The 20,135-nt window shown below is 63.1% G+C and carries 20 protein-coding genes; 8 read left to right on the plus strand and 12 right to left on the minus strand.

Features of this window, described 5'->3' with window-relative positions; all coding sequences use genetic code 11:
- Positions 1-110: 110 nt before the first annotated feature.
- A complete protein-coding gene (locus NKJ77_RS01155) occupies positions 111-1,406 on the plus strand; it encodes an amidase (protein WP_352534133.1) in 1,296 nt (431 codons plus the stop codon).
- Between the two features lie 22 nt (positions 1,407-1,428).
- Here NKJ77_RS01155 and NKJ77_RS01160 read toward each other — a convergent pair whose 3' ends face one another.
- The 5 genes from NKJ77_RS01160 to NKJ77_RS01180 form a co-directional block, all read right to left on the minus strand.
- Entirely contained in the window at positions 1,429-1,806 is a 378-nt protein-coding gene (locus NKJ77_RS01160; RefSeq protein ID WP_023692018.1) for a hypothetical protein, read from the minus strand.
- 3 nt (positions 1,807-1,809) lie between these two features.
- Positions 1,810-2,790, minus strand: coding sequence for an NAD(P)-dependent oxidoreductase (locus NKJ77_RS01165; RefSeq protein ID WP_023686626.1), 981 nt, complete (start codon positions 2,788-2,790; stop codon positions 1,810-1,812).
- A gap of 79 nt (positions 2,791-2,869) precedes the next feature.
- Complete coding sequence (locus tag NKJ77_RS01170; RefSeq protein WP_352533968.1) at positions 2,870-3,586, minus strand: FadR/GntR family transcriptional regulator; 717 nt, start codon at positions 3,584-3,586, stop codon at positions 2,870-2,872.
- Positions 3,587-3,588: 2 nt separating this feature from the next.
- Positions 3,589-4,758, minus strand: coding sequence for a mandelate racemase/muconate lactonizing enzyme family protein (locus tag NKJ77_RS01175; RefSeq protein ID WP_023683009.1), 1,170 nt, complete (start codon positions 4,756-4,758; stop codon positions 3,589-3,591).
- Positions 4,759-4,767: 9 nt separating this feature from the next.
- Positions 4,768-5,655, minus strand: coding sequence for a sugar phosphate isomerase/epimerase family protein (locus NKJ77_RS01180; RefSeq protein ID WP_352533970.1), 888 nt, complete (start codon positions 5,653-5,655; stop codon positions 4,768-4,770).
- A gap of 399 nt (positions 5,656-6,054) precedes the next feature.
- Between NKJ77_RS01180 and NKJ77_RS01185 the strand changes: the two genes are divergently transcribed.
- The 3 genes from NKJ77_RS01185 (at position 6,055) to NKJ77_RS01195 (ending at position 9,293) form a co-directional block, all read left to right on the plus strand.
- A complete protein-coding gene (locus tag NKJ77_RS01185) occupies positions 6,055-7,110 on the plus strand; it encodes a sugar phosphate isomerase/epimerase family protein (protein WP_352533972.1) in 1,056 nt (351 codons plus the stop codon).
- An 18-nt stretch (positions 7,111-7,128) separates the two neighbouring features.
- Complete coding sequence (locus NKJ77_RS01190; RefSeq protein WP_023683012.1) at positions 7,129-8,316, plus strand: Gfo/Idh/MocA family protein; 1,188 nt, start codon at positions 7,129-7,131, stop codon at positions 8,314-8,316.
- A 125-nt stretch (positions 8,317-8,441) separates the two neighbouring features.
- Positions 8,442-9,293, plus strand: a complete 852-nt coding sequence (locus tag NKJ77_RS01195; protein ID WP_023683013.1) for a sugar phosphate isomerase/epimerase family protein — start codon at positions 8,442-8,444, stop codon at positions 9,291-9,293.
- A 298-nt stretch (positions 9,294-9,591) separates the two neighbouring features.
- On the opposite strand, the gene NKJ77_RS01200 is transcribed toward NKJ77_RS01195, so the two are convergent.
- The 7 genes from NKJ77_RS01200 to NKJ77_RS01230 form a co-directional block, all read right to left on the minus strand.
- Positions 9,592-10,608 (minus strand): zinc-binding alcohol dehydrogenase family protein, encoded by a 1,017-nt coding sequence (locus NKJ77_RS01200; protein ID WP_023831616.1) that lies wholly within the window; start codon positions 10,606-10,608, stop codon positions 9,592-9,594.
- A 70-nt stretch (positions 10,609-10,678) separates the two neighbouring features.
- Positions 10,679-11,644, minus strand: a complete 966-nt coding sequence (locus tag NKJ77_RS01205) for an ABC transporter permease (RefSeq protein WP_023669818.1) — start codon at positions 11,642-11,644, stop codon at positions 10,679-10,681.
- Between the two features lie 23 nt (positions 11,645-11,667).
- Positions 11,668-13,191: a sugar ABC transporter ATP-binding protein gene (locus NKJ77_RS01210; protein ID WP_023698172.1), complete on the minus strand. Its 1,524-nt coding sequence runs from the start codon at positions 13,189-13,191 to the stop codon at positions 11,668-11,670.
- 147 nt (positions 13,192-13,338) lie between these two features.
- Complete coding sequence (locus tag NKJ77_RS01215) at positions 13,339-14,331, minus strand: ABC transporter substrate-binding protein (protein WP_023686618.1); 993 nt, start codon at positions 14,329-14,331, stop codon at positions 13,339-13,341.
- Between the two features lie 12 nt (positions 14,332-14,343).
- Positions 14,344-14,559 (minus strand): hypothetical protein, encoded by a 216-nt coding sequence (locus NKJ77_RS01220; protein WP_023686617.1) that lies wholly within the window; start codon positions 14,557-14,559, stop codon positions 14,344-14,346.
- 73 nt (positions 14,560-14,632) lie between these two features.
- Positions 14,633-15,631 (minus strand): aldo/keto reductase, encoded by a 999-nt coding sequence (locus NKJ77_RS01225; RefSeq protein WP_023698173.1) that lies wholly within the window; start codon positions 15,629-15,631, stop codon positions 14,633-14,635.
- Positions 15,632-15,683: 52 nt separating this feature from the next.
- Entirely contained in the window at positions 15,684-17,189 is a 1,506-nt protein-coding gene (locus tag NKJ77_RS01230) for a UxaA family hydrolase (protein WP_023683018.1), read from the minus strand.
- A gap of 257 nt (positions 17,190-17,446) precedes the next feature.
- On the opposite strand from NKJ77_RS01230, the gene NKJ77_RS01235 reads away from it, so the two are divergent.
- The 4 genes from NKJ77_RS01235 to NKJ77_RS01250 all read left to right on the plus strand — a co-directional run bounded on the left by NKJ77_RS01235 (position 17,447) and on the right by NKJ77_RS01250 (position 20,123).
- Positions 17,447-18,349 (plus strand): GntR family transcriptional regulator, encoded by a 903-nt coding sequence (locus NKJ77_RS01235; protein ID WP_352533975.1) that lies wholly within the window; start codon positions 17,447-17,449, stop codon positions 18,347-18,349.
- A 214-nt stretch (positions 18,350-18,563) separates the two neighbouring features.
- Positions 18,564-18,920 (plus strand): DUF2946 family protein, encoded by a 357-nt coding sequence (locus NKJ77_RS01240; protein WP_023713447.1) that lies wholly within the window; start codon positions 18,564-18,566, stop codon positions 18,918-18,920.
- Positions 18,921-19,025: 105 nt separating this feature from the next.
- Positions 19,026-19,565 carry a copper chaperone PCu(A)C gene (locus NKJ77_RS01245; protein WP_352533977.1) on the plus strand — a complete coding sequence of 180 codons (540 nt, stop codon included), beginning with the start codon at positions 19,026-19,028 and terminating at the stop codon, positions 19,563-19,565.
- A gap of 39 nt (positions 19,566-19,604) precedes the next feature.
- On the plus strand, positions 19,605-20,123 hold the full coding sequence (locus NKJ77_RS01250; protein ID WP_352521595.1) for a YcnI family copper-binding membrane protein: 519 nt from the start codon (positions 19,605-19,607) through the stop codon (positions 20,121-20,123).
- The last annotated feature ends 12 nt before the right edge of the window (positions 20,124-20,135 follow it).

Below are 20,135 nucleotides of genomic sequence, written 5' to 3' on the forward strand. Positions count from 1 at the left end.
CTTCCTATCGCTGGCAGGTGCAAAGGCACGCTGTCCGGGCTATTCCTTCCGCTGACCTAGCGGCCCATATGCCTTAAAGACGCTCCACCTTGACGGAATCCGACATCGACATGCAATCAATCCGCGATCGTCTCGAGATCATCCTGTCACGTCTTGCCAGTTGCGCGGCAGGCGAGAAGGTGTTCACCAAACTCTATGCCGAGGCGGCGCGCGCAGCGGCCGAGGCCACCGATGCGCGCAAGAAGGCCGGCGTATCGCTCGGGCCGCTCGACGGCGCCATCATCTCGATCAAGGATCTGTTCGATGTCGCCGGTGAATCGACCACGGCCGGGTCGCTGATGCTGAGGGACACCGCGCCCCGTCGGCACGACGCTGCGGTCGTCAGCCGTCTGCGCCAGGCCGGCGCCGTCATCATCGGCAAGACCAACATGACCGAATTCGCCTTCACCGCTATCGGCGACAACATGCACTACGGCACACCGGGCAATGCCGCCGACACCAGCCGCATTCCAGGCGGTTCGTCGTCGGGCGCCGCCGTGTCCGTTGGCGAGGGGACGAGCGACATTTCCATCGGCTCCGACACCGGCGGTTCGGTGCGCATCCCGGCATCGCTGAACGGCGTCGTCGGTTTCAAGCCGACGGCGCGGCGCGTGCCGCTGACTGGTGCCTATCCCCTTTCCGCGACGCTGGATTCGATCGGGCCGCTGGCGCTGAGTGTTGCTGCGTGTGCCCTGGCTGACGCCGCGATGACGGGCGAGCAGATGCCGCAACTGCCCCTGCCGTTAGCGCTTGCCGGGCTTCGTGTCGGCATTCCGCGCGGCCTGCTTTTCGAAGACACGGAAACGGAGATTGCCGCCGCGTTCGATCGCAGCCTTGCCGGGATCGAGCAGGCAGGCGCGTGGCTCACGGACATTTCGATCGACGACCTCATTGCCGATCTGCGCCTGGCCACCAAACGCGGCTCGATCGCGGCCATGGAAGGTGCTGAAATCCATGCCGACTGGCTGGCGACGGGCGCATCGGTGCCGGTCGATCCCCATGTCAGCGGGCCGCTGTCGCGGGCGGCGGCCATACCGACGCCGGTTTATATCAGGGCAATGCGTCGTCGCGCGGCACTGTGCATAGCCATGGACGAGCGGTTGGGTTCGGTCGATGTGCTGGCTCTGCCGACCACGCCGGTGACAGCGCCGACTATCGTTTCGATGGCCGAGGATACGGCTCTGCGTGAACGCACCGAAGGTCTGCTGCTGCGCAATACCCAGGTCGCCAACCAGTTCGACCTCTGCGCGATCTCGCTGCCGATGCCCGGCATGACGCTGCCGGCCGGACTGATGCTGGTGGCGCGCAATGGCCACGACCACCATCTGCTGCGCATCGCGGCTGAAGTCGAGCGGCTGCTCCGATAGGCAGCGAGCCGTAGGTCGGCAGTCAACGTGCCGCGCAGCGCTTGCGCTCGCTTTTCTTGGAGGAGCGTTCGATTTTGGTAACGACCAGCATCGGCGGATCGTTCGGCTGGCCGCGATGCTGGATCGATCCTCGGACGACGAGTTTTCCAGCATAAAGCTTGTCGGAGAGGTCAGGTGCCGATCTGTCCAGCGGCGGCAATTCCGTAGTGTTGAGCTCCACGCCTTTAACGACATTGCCGGTGGTCAGATCCAGCGCATTGCCTGACGGGCAGGGCGCCATCATGCAGACGATCCCATTGCTGCAATAGACATAATCGCTGCTTTGTGCCGCCGCGAGCGAAGGTAAGGCCACGATCGACGACACTGCGAGAACCAGAGATGCGAAGCGAAAACCGGACATGGTTCACGCGTCCGCCGGGAACCGTCTGCGGTAATGCTCGACCACGTCGGGATTGCGCAGATTGACAGGCAGCCGGTTGGCCAGCACCAGCAAGGTCTCGCCGGCCGCGCCCACGCCCATGCGCATCATCGATTGCTCGGTAATCCCCGCCATATGCGGGGTGACGATAACATTGTCGAAACCGAAATAGGGATGGTTTGCCGGCAGCGGCTGCGTGGCAAAGACGTCGAGTGCGGCGCCGCCGATCCGGTCTTGGCGCAAGGCCTCGATCAGCGCCTCGTCGTCGATCACCGGTCCGCGCGAAATGTTGATCAAAAGCGCGTCCGGCTTCATGCGGGCAATGCGTTCGCGGCTGATCAGGCCGCGCGTTTCCGGCGTCAGCGGGCAGCAGAGCACGATGATGTCGCTCTGTTCGATCAGCGCATCGATCGACAGGAAGCCGATCCTGTCGGGTGCCGGCTGCATGCTGCGGGTCGTCGCCACGACGTCGAGGCCGAAGCCGTGCGCGGCGATATGGGCGACCGCCTGACCGATGGCGCCGAAGCCGATGATGCCGATGGTCTTGCCGGCAAGCTCGCTGGCATGGCTGGCGTGGTCGCGGCCGGCATTCCAGCCCTTGGCGCGCAAGTCGCGGTCGACCGAACGGAAGCGCCGAAGCAGGGCAAGGGCCGCGAACATCACATATTCGGCGACCGAACGCGCATTGACCGCCGGCACGTTGGCGACCAGCACGCCGGCCGCGGCCGCGGCCTCCATCGGCACCATGTCGAGCCCGGCGCCGTGGCGGACCGCTGCTCTGAGTTTCGTGGCGTTTTCGAACAGCGACGGCGGCAGCGGTGCGCGAACGATGATGACGTCGGCATGCTTCGCCTCGGCGGTCAGCGTTGCCGCATCGAGCGCTGAGGCGACGACGAGTTCACCGGCGCCCGCCAGCATTGCGGAGGCACGCGGATGCAGCGTGTGCGTCGACAGGATTCTGGGCATGGGGCTCTCGTGTTTGTCGCAAGGGAAAGCGCTGCGCGCTTTCCCGGGAAAACCGTTTCACACTTTTCCTGGAATTGCTCTAGGCTTTCTCAAATGCCAGGCTTTGCGCTTGCGCCTCGCGGCCCTCGATGATCCCCTTCCAGTAGCTTTCCGCGCCTTGCAGGTGGGCGCTCATCAGCGCCTGGGCGAGATTGCCGTCGCGACGCAGCAGCGCCTCGTAGATCTGGATATGCTCGGCATGCGAGCGCACTGAGCGCTCGGGATCGTTGAAGTAGATCGGCAGCCGCTGCTCGCCCATCAGGTAATAGACACTGCAGATATTGTGGAAGACGCCGTTCTTGGTCGCCCGCACGATTTCGAGGTGGAATTCGCGGTCTTCCTTGGCGAGGCCTTCGCCGGCGGCGATGCACTCCTCCGAGGCTTTCAGGATCTCCCGCAGGCGTTCGAAATTCTCTTCAGTGGCGCGGGAACAGGCAAGTTCGGCGGCCTTTATCTCGTGGATCTTGCGCAGTTCGACGGTCTCGTAGATTTGCACCGGGTCGAGCGGCAGGCCGGCACGGGCAAACAGCGCCAGCGCCTCGACACTGGCCTGCCTGGTGTCGACATAGATGCCGGATTTGGCGCGGCGCTCGACGATGCGCATGGCCTCCAGAATGGCCAGCGCCTCGCGGATCTGGCCGCGACTGACGACGAAATGCTCCGCCAGTTCGCGCTCCGAAGGCGTGCGGCCGGTCTCCTTGTCCGAATGGGCGAAGAGATAGGCGGCGAGCTCGGCGAGAAGGTTCTTTTCTTTCATCGTCAACCGCGTTGCGCGTGCGCCTCCAGGAACCGCTCCGAAATGGTGAATCCCAGACCCGGCTTTTCAGGGATCGCTATCATACCGTCCCTTGCTTCGACAGTCTCTTCGATAAGATCGTGGATCATCGGGTTGGCGCCGAGCGAATATTCGACGGTAAAACTGGCAGGCGAGGCCGCACAAACATGCAGGCCGGCGAAGAAGCATGGCGCGCCGGCCCACAGATGCGGGGCAAAGCGCAGATTGAAGGCACTGGCGATGGTGCCGATCTTCATCGCCTCGCTGATACCGCCGCAAAAGGCCGGATCCGGCTGGAAGATGTCGGCGGATTTCAGCACCGCGAGATCGCGGAAGGCGTAGCGCGTCGCTTCGCTTTCGCCGGTGGCGATCGGGATCGAACCCGAGGCGCGCACCTCGGCCATACCAGCCTTGTCGTCGGCGATAACAGGCTCCTCGAACCAGGCGAGGTCGAGATCGCTGGCCAGGCTGATGAAGCGCTTGGCCTCGGCCACCGTATAGGTGCCGTGCGCGTCGACCATCAACTCGACGTCAGGACCGAGCGCCTGCCGTGCGGCGCGGACGCGGGCGGCGGAAATGTGCGGGGCGCCGTCCATGGCGCCGACGCGCATCTTCAGCGCCTTGAAGCCGCCTTTGGCGATGTAGGATTTGAGCTGCTCGCCGATAGCGTCGGCGGCAGCCCAGCCGCCGGAGGCGTAGGCCGGCATGCGGTCGAGCTTGCGGCCGCCGATGAGCCGCCACACCGGCTGTCCCAACGACTTGCCCAGAATATCCCAGAGCGCGATATCGACGGCGCTGATTGCCGCAATGCTCATGCCGCGCCGCGCCAGCTGCGGCATGGCATGGCCGGCGCGCGCGGCACTGTCATGGCGCACGCCGTTGTAGAGCATCTCCCAGATCATGCCGATGTCGGCGGGGTCGCGGCCGATCAGCTGCGGCCCGACCTCGTGATTCAGCATGTAGACCAGCGCACCATAGCTGCCGGCGCTGCCGGCGGCGTTCTTGCCCTCGCCCCAGCCGATCAGCCCGTCGTCAGTCTCAATGCGCAGGATGGCGGCGTCGAACGTCGTCACCTGGCCAAAGTCGCTGCGATGCTGCTTCGCGGCCTCAATCGGCACGCGGACCCACCACGCCTGGACCGTTTTGATGCGCATCCCGATCGGCTACTTGATCAGCGGCAGCAGCGTTTCGGCCGTGATGCGCATCTGGTCGGTGTAGAATTTCTCCGTCAGCACGCTGGAGCCGTGATCCTGGATGAACTTCAGCTGTTCGGGAGAAATGTCGACCGGATTGCGCTCGACCATGTCGGGATAGGGCGCGGCGGGTGTGCGGTCGACGGGCGCGACAAATTCGTTCGTCAGCGCGCCGTCATAGCCGACTTCCTTCAGCGTCTGCACGATCCGTGGCCAATCAATCTGGCCAAGGCCGGCGGCAAAGCGGTTGTTGTCGGCGACGTGGAAGTCGAACAGCCGTTTGCCGACCTGACGGATCGCGTCATGGACGTTAAATTCTTCCATATGGATGTGATAGGCGTCGAGGCAGACGCCGCATTCGGGGCTGACCGCATCGGCCAGGGCCAACGCCTGCGCGCCGCGGTTGAACAGATAGGTCTCGAAGCGGTTGAGCGGCTCGACCGCGATCTTGACGCCGACCTTCCTGGCATGGGTGAAGCATTCGCGGGTGGCGTCGACCACCCACTTCCATTCCTCTTGCTCGGTGCCGTCCGGCACCACTTTGCCGACGGTCGCGGGCACCAGCGTTATGATCTCGCCATCAAGTTCGCTGACCATGGTCAGCACGTCCTTGACGTACTGCACCGAGCGTTCGCGCTGGCCCTGGTCCCTGGCGGCAAGGTTGCGTTCGCCCAGCATCAGCGTCACCGACCCCCAGCAGCGGATGCCGTATTCTTTCAGCAGCGCGCGGGTCTCCTTGGTCTTGTATTGCTCGGGCTCGCCGGAAATCTCGATCGACTCGTAGCCGAATTTCTTGATGCGCTTCAGCGTCACCTCCAACGGTTCCGCGCGCATCCAGTTGTGCGTCGAAAGATGCATGGTCTATCCTTCCCAGAATTCGTCTGTGCCAGTTCGCCTGCGATGCGCCCCACAAGGCGCGTCGCGTGTTTCCTCCCCAAGGCGCTCCAGCGTTTTTGCGCAACTGGTTCGACCAATTGGGCCCTAATGGAGGTCTACAGCAATTTTTGTCGCGCGGCAAGAACCGCCGCGATGCGATATCGGCATCTGTGTACCGTATTGATTATGCTGGTATATATCGCCAAAAATGGAATGCCCCGGCAGCTTTGCGCGTGAGTCAAATGGCTTGACCCATTTCCGGTATTTGGTAATACCAGAATGCCGATACGAGAATGCACATCACAAGAGACCAAAGAGGCTGGCCCTGCTTTCATCAGGCGCTATGCTTGGTCCTTGGAAAAATGAATTGGGAGGATGCCGATGCCGTCGACAATGAAGGGTCCGGGGCTGTTTCTGGCGCAGTTCGCGGGGGATACCGCGCCGTTCAATTCGCTGGCCTCGATCACCAAATGGGCGGCCGGTCTCGGTTACAAGGGCGTGCAGATCCCGACCTGGGATGCACGCCTGTTCGACCTCAAGAAGGCGGCGTCTTCCAAGACCTATTGCGACGAGGTGAAAGGCGTCTGCACTGATGCCGGCGTCGAGATCACCGAGCTGTCGACGCATCTTCAAGGGCAGCTGGTGGCGGTGCACCCGGCCTATGATGCCCAGTTCGACGGCTTTGCACCGCCTGCGGTGCACAACAACCCCAAGGCCAGGCAGAAATGGGCGGTCGAACAGATGGAGTTCGGCGCCGAGGCCTCGAAGAATCTTGGCCTGAAAACCTCGGTGACGTTTTCCGGCGCTCTGGCCTTCCCGTATCTCTATCCCTGGCCACAGCGGCCGGCCGGGCTGATCGAGGAGGCCTTTGCCGAACTCGGCAAGCGCTGGAAGCCGATCCTCGACGTCTATGACGAGAACGGCGTCGACGTCGGCTATGAGATCCATCCCGGCGAGGACATCTTCGACGGCGCAACCTTCGAGATGTTCCTAGATGCGGTTGGCGGTCACAAGCGCTGCAACATCAACTACGACCCGTCGCATTTCCTTTTGCAGCAACTCGACTATCTCGAATTCATCGACATCTATCACGAGCGGATCAAGGCCTTCCATGCCAAGGATGCCGAGTTCAATCCGACGGGGCGGCAAGGCGTCTATTCCGGCTATCAGAGCTGGACCAATCGCGCCGGCCGCTTCCGCTCGCTTGGCGACGGGCAGGTCGATTTCGGCGGCATCTTCTCCAAGCTTACCCAGTATGGCTACGATTCCTGGGCGGTGCTGGAATGGGAGTGTTGCCTCAAGCATCCGGAGGACGGCGCGGCCGAAGGCGCGCCCTTCATCCAGCACCACATTATCCGGGTGACGGAAAAGGCCTTTGATGATTTCGCCGGCGGCACCACCGACAAGAAGATGCTGCGCGCCATGATGGGTATTTGACACAAGCAGGAGAAAGACATGGTCGGCGCATCGAAGTCGGAAGCGGGGGGCGGCCCGATCCGCTATGGTATGGTCGGCGGCGGCCAAGGCGCCTTCATCGGCGCGGTGCACCGGATCGCGGCGCGCATGGACAATGACTTCGTGCTGGTGGCCGGCGCCCTGTCGGCCAATCCCGAGCGCGCCAAGGCTTCCGCCGCCGAACTCGGTCTCGACCCGGCGCGCAGCTACGCCTCCTATGCCGAGATGGCCAAGGCCGAGGCCAAGCGCCCGGACGGCATCGAGGCGGTGGCGATCGTCACCCCCAACAATGTGCACGTGCCGGCGGCCAAGGTCTTCCTCGAGGCGGGCATCCACGTCATCTGCGACAAGCCGCTGGCGACGACTTTGGCCGAGGCCAAGAAGCTCGCGGCCGTGGTTGAAAAGACCGGCAAGGTGTTCGTGCTGACGCACAATTACACTGCCTATCCGATGATCCGGCAGGCGCGCGAGATGGTGGCCAAGGGGCAGCTTGGCGACATCCGCATCGTTCAGTCCGAGTACCCGCAGGACTGGCTGACCGAGGATCTTGCCGCCACCGGCCAGAAGCAGGCGGCGTGGCGCTCCGACCCCAAGCAGGCGGGCGCGGGCGGCGCGCTCGGCGACATCGGCACGCATGCCTACAATCTGGCGCGCTTCGTCTCGGGTCTGGAGCTCGATTCCCTGTCGGCCGATCTCGACGCTTTCGTGCCGGGGCGACTGCTCGACGACAATGTCAATGTCATGCTGCGCTTCAAGCCGGTCGGCAAGGTGCATCCGGCCAAGGGCATGATCTGGGCGAGCCAGGTGGCGCCGGGCCACGAGAACGGGCTGAAGCTGCGCATCTATGGCTCTAAAGGCGGGCTGGAATGGGTGCAGGCCGATCCGAACTATCTCTGGTACACGCCGTTTGGCCAGCCCAAGCAGCTGCTCACCCGCAACGGCGCCGGCGCGCTGCCAGTTGCGGGACGCGTCAGCCGCGTTCCGTCTGGCCATCCGGAAGGCTATCTCGAAGGCTTCGCCAACATCTACCAGGAGGCGGCGCGGGCGATCCGCGCGGCACGCAAGAAGGGCGGCAAGCCGGGCAAGGACGTGGTGTTCCCGACCATCCAGGACGGCGTCGAAGGTATGGCGTTCATCGAGGCCTGCGTGAAGTCATCGAAGAAGAACGGGGCGTGGACGAAACTTTAGGGAGCGCCGGCGCCAAGTCTCTTCTCCCTTCGGGGAGAAGGTGGCCGCGAAGCGGCCGAATGAGGGCGCATGGTGCGAGGTGCGAAAGAAACCAGCGCGCGCCGTCAAACGGGGAGGGGCTGTCGATGAAAATCGGCATGTGCATGTTTTTGTGGACGACTTCCGTGTCTAAGAAACACGAGCCGTTGCTGCGCGACATCAAGGCGACCGGCTTCGACGGCGTCGAGATACCGATCTTCTCAGGCACGCCAGAGGACTACAAGAACCTTGGCGATTTGCTCGACCGCATCGGGTTGGAGCGCACGGCTGTTACGGCGATGGGCGACCCGGCGATGAATCTGATTTCGCCGGATGCCGCGACCCGCAAGGCCGGCATCGGCTACATGAAATGGGCGATCGATTGCGCCCAGGCGCTCGGCGCGAGTACGCTGAGCGGGCCGCTGCATTCGACGCTCGGCGCCTTCTCCGGCAGCGGGCCGACCGCTGCCGAGAAGAAGCGCTCGATCGCCTCGCAGCGCGCCATTGGCGATCATGCCGGCAAGCGGAACGTTACCATCGGGTTGGAGGCGCTCAACCGTTTCGAGTGCTATCTGCTGAACACGATGGCCGATCTGTCCGAGCACGTCGATGCCATCGACCGGCCGCACATCAAGGCGATGTACGACACCTTCCACGCCAATATCGAGGAAGCCGACCCGATCGGCGCCTACATGAAGCACCGGCGGAATGTCGTGCACATCCACATTTCGGAGAACGATCGCGGCGTGCCGGGGCGCGGGAACATTCCGTGGAAAGAGACTTTCGCGGCCATCCGCAAGAGCGGCTATGACGACTGGCTGACGATCGAGGCGTTTGGCAGATCGCTGAAGGATCTGGCGGCGGCGACCAAGGTGTGGCGGGATTTTTCCGAGACGCCGGAGGCAGTTTATCGCGAGGGATACAGGCATATCAGGGATGGGTGGAAGCGGGCGGCTTAGCCGCTCACTTCCTCATCCACGGGCGGAGCGGGAGCGCAGCGGACGCGGAGACCCGAGGACCCATGCCGCGACTGTCGCGCGCCGCAGCGGTGCAGGTAGGAGATGCGAATGGACGCCTCTTTTTGCACCGGTGGATTCTAGCGCAGACGTCACCGAATGAAACCTCGGGTCTGCGCCGCGTCGCTTCGCTCCTTGCTCCGCCCGTGGATGAGGAAGCGACGGGCCTTTTCGCAAATCGCCGAGGTATGCGATCTGCCTTAACTCGGCACTTATCGCTCCACCAAATTTTTCGGATGTCTTACCCCACCTCGATCACAGCCTTGATCAACCCCGATTTCTCATGCGCCCAGCGGGCGAGATCATCCGGCGTGCCGGCCAGCGTGGTGCGGTGGGTGACGAGTTTTGCCAGAGGCACGGCGCCGTTGCGTATCGAGGCGGCGACGTGGTCGAAATCGACTTTCAGCGCGTTGCGGCTGCCGATCAATGTCATTTCGCGCTTGTGGAATTCCGGATCGGAAAAGACGATGTCGTCCTTGACGACGCTGACCAGCACGAGCGTGCCACCATGCGCGACATGGGCGAAGGCCGACTGCACCGAGGCGGTGTTGCCGGTGGCGTCGAAGACGACGTCGAACCCTTCGCCGCCGGTTGCGTCGCGCACCAGTTCGGCTGCCGCTTTTTGTGAACCGTCGAGCGTGGCGAAGCCGAGTTCGCCTTTTGCAAAATCCAGCCGCTCCGTGCTCATGTCGAGCAGGCTGACATCGAGCCCGGCGATGCGCGCAAACAGCGCTGCGCCAAGGCCGATCGGCCCGGCGCCGATGACCAACGTGCGGGCGCCTGGTTCGGCGCGGGCACGCCGCACGGCATGCGCGCCGATGGCGAGGAATTCCACCGCCGCCGCGTCGGCCAGCGACAAGCCGTTTGCTGGATAGAGATTCCGTGCCGGCACCAGGATCTGCTCGGCCATGGCGCCGTCGCGATGCACGCCAAGCACTTCGATCCTGACGCAGCAATTCGGCTTGCCGTGCCGGCAGGCGATGCATTTTCCGCAAGCGAGATAGGGATTGATGATGACGGGCTCGCCCACGGCAAGGTCGACATCTTCGCCGGTCTCGACGACGGTGCCCGACACTTCGTGGCCCATGATGCGGGGATAGGCGAGGAACGGGTGCTTGCCTTCGAAGATGTGGTAGTCGGTGCCGCAGATGCCGACATGGCTGACGGCGACCAGCGCCCAGCCGGCAAGCGGCGCTCCTGGCGCCGGCCGGTCTTCCAGGACAAGCTCGCCGGGCGAGCGGCAGACAACAGCTTTCATTCGGCAATTCCAGTGTTCAAAAAGGCGCCGGTCCGTTGTTGAGCGGACCGACACGGAAGGTCAGGGAGGATTACTTGCCGCGACGGCGCAGGCCGTCGAAATAGACGATGATGATGATCAACGCGCCGGTGATGATGCGCTGCCAGAACGAGTTGACATTGAGCAGATTGGCGCCGTTGTTGATGGTGGCCAGGATGAAGGCGCCGAGCAGCGGGCCATGCACCGAGCCGACGGCGCCGAACAGCGAAGTGCCGCCGATCACCGATGAGGCGATCGCCTGCAACTCCCAACCTTCCGCCTGGGTCGGGTTGCCGATGCCGATGCGCGCCGCCAGCAGCACGCCGACGAAGGCCGCGCACAGGCCCGACAGCGTGTAGGCCATGTAGATGGTGCGCTGGACATTGACGCCCGAGAGGCGCGAGGCCTCGGCATTGGATCCCACAGAGAAGAGATAGCGGCCCCAGCGGCTGTGGTGCAGGAAGATGTAGGCCGGGATACCGACCAGGATCACCATCCAGAACAGATTGGGGATGCCGACAAAGGAACTGCGCGAGAAGGCCGTGAAGCTGTCGCTGTTGATGTTGATCGAATTGCCGTTGGTCATCAACAGGCCGATGCCGCGCAACGAGGTCAGCGTCGCCAGCGTGATGATGAAGGGCGGCAGGCCCATCTTGACGATGCCGAAGCCATGGAACAGGCCGATGGCAACGCCGACCAGCAGCGTCACCAGAATGGCGACCCAGATCGGGAAGCCGGCATTGATCATCATGGCGACAATGACGGTGGCGAAGCCGACCACGGCGCCGACCGAGAGGTCGATGCCGCCGGTGATGATGACGAAGGTCTGGCCGACCGCCATGATGGCGATCATCGAGCCCTGCCGCAAAAGATTGGCGATGTTGTTGGAGGAGGCGAAGCTCGGCGTCGCCACCGACAGCACGATCCAGAGCAGAACCAGCAACGCCAGAAGCGTCAGCCCGAACAGGACGTTGTAGTTCCGTTTCGGTTTTTCGATCGCGGCGGTTTCGATGCTCATGGTTCCTCCCGTTTCTTGTTTTGTCAGCCGATCGCCTGCGTCAGCACGTCTTCGTGGCTAGCGGCGCGAAAGCCATGGCTGGCGACCAGTTTACCGCGCCGGAACACGTGCAGCGTATCGGCGAGCTCGTAAACCTCGGGCAGATAGGACGAGATCAGGATGATGCCGGCGCCCTTGGACAACAGTTCCCCGAACAGGCGGTAGATCTCGGCCTTGGTGCCGACATCGACGCCGACCGTAGGCTCGTCGAAGATGAACAGCTTGGCGCCATGCGCCAGCCATTTGCCGATGACGATCTTCTGCTGGTTGCCGCCGGAGAGGCTGGAGGCCAGTGCGCCGCGCGTCGGCGTTTTGATGCGGAGGCCGGCGATCTGGCGATCGGCTTCAGCCTTTTCCTTTGTGTTCGAAATCAGCAGGTTGTTGGAGATGCGCTTGTAGATCGGCAAGTTGAGGTTGAGGCCGACCGGCAGGTTCAGGCACAGGCCCTGGTCGCGGCGGCTTTCCGGCGCCAGCGCCATGCCGAGCTTGATCGCGTCGTGCTCGGAATTGATCAGCACCGGTTTGCCTTGCCAGCGGATCTGGCCGGCCGACTTCTTGTGGCGGCCATAAAGCGTGGTGACAAACTCGCTGCGGCCGGCGCCGATCAGGCCATAGAGCCCGACGATCTCGCCGGCACGCACTGTCATCGAGACGTCTTCGAAGCCCTTGCCCGACAGGTTTTTCGCTTCAACGATCACGGCACCGGGAGTGAAATGCTCCTTGTGGTAGACTTGCTCGATCGAGCGGTTGATCATCATCTTGACCAGCTCGGCGTCATTGGTCTCGGCAATGTTGCGGGTGCCGACCAGCGTGCCGTCGCGCAGCACCGAGACGCGATCGGCGAGCTCGAACACCTCTTCCATGCGATGGCTGATGTAGATGATGGTGACGCCTTCGCCCTTGAGCCTGCGGATCAGCGTGAACAGCTGGTCGGCTTCCTTGCGGGTGAGATAGGCGGTCGGCTCGTCGAAGATGAGGAATTTGGTGCCGCGCACGGTGGCGCGGGCGGCGGCGATCAGCTGCTGCTGACCGATGGTGAGGTCACCCAGCATGACATGCGCGGGCAGATCGAAGCCGAGACCGTCGATGATCTTCTGCGCTTCCTTGACCATGGCGCGCTGCTGCAGGATGCCGAAGCGCGAATTCTCCTCGCCGAGGAACATGTTGGCGGCGACGCTGAGATGGCGGCAGAGCACGACCTCCTGATGCACGGCGTTGATGCCGAGCGCCATCGCCTCGTGCGGGGTTGCCAGCGCTGCCGGCTTGCCCTCCCAGATGACATCGCCGGAGGTGCGCGGCATGACGCCGGTCAGAAGCTTGATCAAGGTGGATTTGCCGGCGCCGTTCTCGCCGACGATGGCGTGGATCTCACCTGCCTTGAAGGCAAGGTGAACGGGCTTCAGCGCATGCGTGCCGGGATAGCGCTTTTCCAGCCCGTGCAGTTCCAGGATCGTCCTGCCGGGCGCTAGCGTTGGGGCCGGGTGCAGTTCCTGCGCCGTGGGCGTCATGACAATCCTCCCAGATTGGCCTTACGATTGGCACGTCACGATGCAGTCAAGCCGCATCGTCGAGGTAATTCAAGCCGGTGGATATTCAAGCTTGTATCCGGTGTTTCCGGGGCGCGAGGCCCCGGAAAGGATTTTTGGTTGACGGGCTCAAAGCTTCGGGTTGAGCAGGGCGTCGATCTTGGGGTCTTTCATGTTTGCCTTGGTCACCAGGTTGGCGCCGGTGTCGACATTGGCTTCGACCTTCTCGCCCTTCGAGGCGGCGAGCGCGGTCTTGATGCCGTCATAGCCCATCCGGTACGGATCCTGGACGACGAGCGCGGAAATGACGCCGTCATTGAGGAACTTGATCAGCTTCTCGTCGCTGTCGAAGCCGACCAGCGCCAGCTTGCCGCCAAGGTTGTTCTCGGCGACTGCCTGACCGACGCCCTGCGCCATGATCAGGTTGGACGCGAAGATGCCCTTGAGGTTCGGGTTGGCGGTGATCAGGTCGGTGGCGATGTTGAGACCGGTCGTTGCCTGGCCGTCGGCATATTTGTCGGCGACGAGCTTCAGCCCCGGATATTTCGCGGCCAGCTGCTCGGTGAAGCCCTGCTTGCGCTGCTCCAGCGAACCGGCGCCCGGCGCGTTGGTGATCAGCGCGACGTCGCCCTCGATCTTGCCGCCATTGGCTTCGCCGATGGCTGCTGCAAGACCGTCAGCGGCGACGCGACCGCCCTGCACATTGTCGGTGGTCAGGAACGAGGTGAACGCCTTGGAGTCGGCGCCGGAGTCGATGCCGATGACCTTGACCTTGCTGGCCGCTTCATCGATGGGCTTGCCGAGCGCCTTGAATTCGGTCGGCGCGATGACGATCGCGGCCGGGTTGCCGGCGACGGCATTCTCGAGGATCGAAACCTGGCCGTTGACGTCGGTTTCAGCCTGGGCGCCGAGCTCGGGTACGTTGACGCCGAGATCCTTGCCGGCCTTGCGGGCGCCGGCCAGGACGATCTGCCAGTAGAAGGACGTGGTGTCCTTGACGATGATCGGAATGGTCACGTCCGCCGCCGAAGCCGGCGCCGTCTGCAGCGTGCCGGCAAGCATCGAGGCGGCAGCAAGTGCCATCAGTGAGCGGCGGTTGAGAATGCTGGTCACGAATTTCATTAGGAATCCTCCCTAGATCGCCCGGTGAAGGTTGCGGAAGCTCCATTTGGATAGGCGCGGCCCAAAAGGAACTTTATCAATAAAAAACAGTTGCCGCTTTTTGATAGTGCATCGGTCCGGCCGACGCAAGCGGTGTTTCATATAGGCCTGCGCATGGCTCGGCGGGGAAACCTCCCTGCCGATCCTCAGTGCCACGTCCAGACGCTCCCGATCCTCCTTGATCATCATGGAATATTAATTCCACCGTCGAGTCAATATGGAATATTCATTCCTTCTTGAGAGCCGTGATCGTGGCGTTTCGTCAGCCGAGCTCCTGAACGATGGTGTAGGGAGTGTAGCGGGCGAATTCCGCTTGCGGCACCTGGACGTTGAACAGGTCGAGGTTGCGCGTCAGGTTGGCGGGCTTGGCCGTTCCGGTCAGCACGCTGGCCACGACAGGCTCCTGCAGCGGAAACTGCAATGCAGCCGCCGCCAGCGGATATCCGCCCTCATCAGCGATTTTCTCCATCGCCCCAACACGCTCGAGTATGTCCTGCGTCGCCGGCAGATAATCGAAATGCGCGCCGTGCACCGGCCCGGTCGCCAGGATGCCGGAGTTGAAAACGCCGCCGATGATGAGCGAAGTCTGTCGCTCACGACACAGCGGCAGCAACTCGGCTTCAGCCGAGCGGTCGAGCAGCGAATAGCGGCTGGCCAGCAGGATGCAGTCGAGCGGCGCTTCGCACAGCACGTCGAGGCAGATCTGCACCTCGTTGACGCCGAGCCCATAGGCGGAAATCACGCCGGACGTTTTAAGCTCTTCCAGCGCCTTCAAGCCGCCGTCGATCAGCTGGCGAAAGTGCAGCTTCGTCTTCTCGACGCCATGTGTGTAGGTGCCGATGTCGTGCACAAACAGGATGTCTATCCGGTTCAGCCCGAGCCGGGCATAGGAGAACTCGACCGAGCGCATGATGCCGTCATAGGAGTAGTCGTAGTCGAGCTCGAAGGGCAGCGGGTCGACATAGGAATGATCGGGAACCTGGTCTTCCGGCACCGGGCGGAACAACCGTCCGACCTTGGTCGACAGCACATAGGAATCCCGCGGCTTGTAGCGCAGGAAATCGCCGGTCCGCCGTTCCGACAGGCCGAAGCCATAGAAGGGCGCGGTGTCGAAATAGCGCAGGCCGGCATCCCAGGCTGTCTGCAGCGTCTCCATCGCCGCTTCGCGCGGACAGGCCCGGTAGAGCCCGCCGATCGCCGCCCCGCCGAAGCTTATCTCGGTTACCTCGAGCGCAGTCGTGCCGATGCGGCGTTTGTCCATCCACAGCCTCCCCTTGTGAGCCGTCTTTGCAGCCCGCTTTTTTCGTCGGTGGTTAGAGCGTCGCGCCGAGGTGCCACGGCACGAACTCGTTGTCGCCGTAGCCGAACGCCTCGCTCTTGGTCTTGCGGCCCGATGCCGTCTCGACGATGAGTTCGAAGAGTTCCCGGCCCATGCCGGCGATGGTCTTCTCACCCGAAGCGATGACGCCGCAATTGACGTCCATGTCCTCTTCCATCTGGTGGTACATGGTCGAGTTGGTGGCGACCTTGATCGACGGCGTGGGCCGGCAGCCGAAGCAGGAGCCGCGGCCGGTGGTGAAGACGATGATGTTGGCGCCGCCCGCCACCTGACCGGTCGCCGAGACCGGGTCGTAACCGGGCGTGTCCATGAACACCAAGCCACTGCCGGTGACCTTTTCGGCATAACCGAAGACGCCGTTGAGCGGAGTCTGGCCGCCTTTGGCCACGGCGCCCAGCGACTTTTCCAGGATGGTGGTCAGGCCACCGCGCTTGTTGCCGGGCGAGGGGTTGTTGTCGATCGAGGCGCCGTGCTTGGCGACATGGTCCTCCCACCATTTGACGAAACCGTCGAGCTTCTTGGCGATCTCCGGCGTTGCCGCGCGATAGGCGAGCAGATGTTCGGCGCCATAGATCTCCGTCGTCTCCGACAGGATGCCGATGCCGCCGACGCCGGCCAGGATGTCGACCGCCGCTCCCAGCGCGGGATTGGCGGTGATGCCCGACATGCCGTCGGAACCGCCGCATTGCAGGCCGACGACGATCTCCGAGACCGGGATCGGCTCGCGCTGATACTGGCCGACTTCCTCGGCGATTTCGGCGAGCACGCCCATCGCTTTTTCGACCGATTTGCGCGAACCGCCGGCGTCCTGGATGTTGAAATGGCGTTTTCCCGCCGCCGCACCTTTCTGGCCGTAAAGGGTAAGCTGGTTGACCTCGCAGCCGAGGCCGACCATCAGCGCGCCGCCGAAATTCGGGTGGCGGGTGTAGCCGGCGAGCGTGCGGTGCAGCACCATCATGCCGTCGCCGGTGCCGCTCATGCCGCAGCCCTGGCCATGGACGATCGGGACGAAGCCGTCGATCCCCGGATATTTCGGCAGCAGCACGCGGTTGGCCTCGTCGGCGATGGCGTGGCAGACGGTGGCCGAGCAATTGACGCTGGCGATGATGCCGATGAAGTTGCGGGTGCCGGCACGGCCATCGGCGCGACGATAGCCCATGAATGTCCGGGCGCGGTCAGCTTCGGTGGCGTGCTCGGCCTCGCTCGGCGGCACCACCGGCAGGCGGCCGGATTCAAAAACCAGATTGTGCGAATGGACGTGGTCGCCGGGCGCGATGTCCTGGGTGGCGCGGCCGATGGCCTGGGCATACTTGACCACCGCCTCGCCGGCGGCGATAGGCTTGATCGCCACCTTGTGGCCGGGCTCGATCAAGGCCGTGGCGACGGCGCCGCCGGGCAGAGGGGTGCCGATCTCGATGCGGCCATTGGCGACCGCGACATTGTCGGCGGGGGACAGAAGAATGCTGTTCGAGGCGTTCACGGGCAGTTTCCTGGGTCTGTTCCTGGGGATGCGCGGATTGACACGCGTCTGTTTACATATAATGTCTTTTATCGTGAAAAAACATTTGTGCGTCAATTGTTTTTTCAGGAGGAGACCATGCGTCCGATGGACGCTTGGCTTGTGGGGAGCGGCGTCTGACACGCAGAGCGTTTTGCTTTGCCGGGTGAGCGCCAGGACATATGTGATATCGCGCTTCAAGCCAGCCACAGCAAGCGCCGGCGCGCAACGGGGCAGGGATGTCGAAGAGCAACAACGTCTACAAGGACGCTTACAACAGGGGTCTGCGGCTGCTCGATGAGACGCAGAGCCTGCCGTCGGAGCCGGAGCTGGGCACTTTGCTTGGCGTCAGCCGTACCACCGTGCGCACCATTCTGGCGCGCATGGAAGAGACCGGGCTGATCGCGTGGAACAAACGCAGCAAGACAGTGCTCAGGACGCCGAAGCCGGATGATTTCTTCCCCGAGGAGGAGACAGACACACTGGCCCAGATCATCGAGCGGTCGTTTATGCGCAGGTTGCTGGCCGGCGGCGCCGCGGCCGGCATGCAGATCAACGAGCTCGAACTGGCGCGCGAGATCGGCGTCGGCACCACCAGCGTGCGAGAGTTCCTCATCCGCTTCTCCCGATTCGGCCTGATCGAGAAGCGGCGCAACAGCCACTGGGTGCTGAAAGGATTTACGCGAGCCTTCGCGCTCGAACTCACTGAAATCCGCGAGATGTTCGAGATACGCTCGGCGGCGGCCTTTGCCGCCTTGCCTGGGGACAGTCCGGTCTGGGCGGATCTCGACCGGCTGGAAGACGAGCACCGGCTTCTGGCCAGCGAAATCGCCATCCGCTTCAACGAATTCTCTGAGCTAGACGAGCGCTTCCACCGGCTGATCCACCGGGCGTCGCACAACCGCTTCATCGTCGATTTCTACGACGTCATCGCCATGATCTTTCACTACCACTACCAGTGGAACAAGGCGCAAGAGCGCGAGCGCAACGAAGTCGCGGTGAGCGAGCATCTCGCCTACATCGCGGCGCTGAAATCGCGCGATCTCGGCAAGGTCGACGCCGCCTGCCGCAAGCATCTGAAGTCGGCACGCCACACGCTGTTGACGTCGATTCCGGAAATCGGCGGCCGCCCGGCTTCCTGAGCGCGACGTCCGAAGGGAGGTTATGCGCACAAGATCTTTGCCTATGCATGTCGTTATCCCAAACCGCAGCGCACTTTTTGGCGACATGGATTGAACGCGCCGCGTTGCCGCAGCGATGATTTGGCGATTTTCCGCCGACATGCCGCGTGCTAGATATCCAAGCGTTGCTGCGTGAAGAGGCAGGTCTTTGGACTTCCGGCGTAAGAGATGGAGCATGATGGCCGCCTTTGTCGCGGCCTGTGTGCTGCTGCTCCAGTCGACGCTCGGCGTGTTTGCTTTCGGCATTGCGCCGGATGCCTCGCAACTCGACGTTTTCGGCAACGTCATCTGTACACATGAGGGGGCGGTCCAGCTTCCCGGCGGCGATCCGCACCAGCCGCACATGCCGGCATGCTGCATGCTCGGCTGCAGCATGGCCTCCGTCGCCTATGCGCCGCCAGCAGGCGTCGGCGTGGCGCCGGTGAGCCTGTCTTTTGAAACAGTCGCGTTTCTTCCGCCGGCAGTCAGGCATCCCGACGTTACGCGTGAGCGCTCTCCGGCCAATCCGCGCGCCCCGCCGCTTGCGGGCTGAAAAACCGCCGCTCGCTTGGCGTAACCCGCGCGGGCGATAATCATCCAATGATAAACTCGTTCGCAGCCGGACAAAGGCGCGACCTCATATTCATGGAGCCTACCCATGTCCCGTTTTCGTCATGCCGGCGCGTTGCGCCGCAGCACCCCTATCTTCACCACTATCGAGCAGCGTCTCGGCAGCGCCCTCTTTGCCTTTGCACTGTTGTTCGTCGGCGCCCATTCCGTCCTTGCGCATGAGTTCAAGGCCGGTGACATCGAGATCGAGCATCCCTGGTCCCGTGCCACGCCAGCCGGCGCCAAGGTTGCCGGCGGCTATTTCACCATCGTCAACAAGGGCAGCGCACCAGACCGGCTGCTGTCGATTTCCTCCGACATTTCGGGGAAGGCCGAACTGCATGAAATGGGGGTGAAGGATGGCGTCATGACCATGCGCCCGGTCAGTGGCGGCCTGGACATTCCGGCGGGCGGCAAGATCACGCTGGGTCCTGGCGCCTACCACGTGATGTTCATGGATTTGAAGCAGCCGCCTAAAGGAGGCCAGATGTTTGCCGCCACGCTGACTTTCGAGAAGGCCGGAACCGTGACCGTCGAGTTTGCCGTGCAAGCCATAGGCAGCGCGCCACCCCTCGAAGACAACGACTGACCAATCAATTTGCCAATCGATTTTTCGAGAGGGACCATCATGAACAAGTATCTTTTGCCGGCCGCTGCATTTCTTGTCCTGGGGACGAGCGCTGCCTTCGGCCATATCACGCTCGAAACCCAGGAAGCGCCGGTCGGTTCGACCTACAAGGCCGTGCTGCGGGTGCCGCATGGCTGCGACGGCAAGGCGACGATTGCCGTGCGCGTGCAGATCCCGGAAGGGGTGATCGGAGTGAAGCCGATGCCGAAGCCGGGCTGGACGCTGCAGGTCAAGAAAGGCAAGTACGAGAAATCCTACCAGCTCTATGGCGAGGCGGTGACCTCGGGCGTCAAGGAAGTCGACTGGAGCGGCGGCAGCCTGCCGGATGAATTTTATGACGAGTTCGTCTTCCGCGGCACGTTGGCCGCCGATCTGCCGGCCGGGCAAAAACTCTATTTTCCGGTGGTGCAGGAATGCGATGGCGCCACCGCGCGTTGGATAGAGATTCCGGCGGCTGGTCAGGATGAGGATGCGCTGGAAGATCCGGCGCCCGGCCTCAACCTGCTGCCGAAGAAATGATGCATTGGCGGC

Source organism: Mesorhizobium sp. M0052 (assembly GCF_040323255.1).
Lineage (GTDB): Bacteria > Pseudomonadota > Alphaproteobacteria > Rhizobiales > Rhizobiaceae > Mesorhizobium.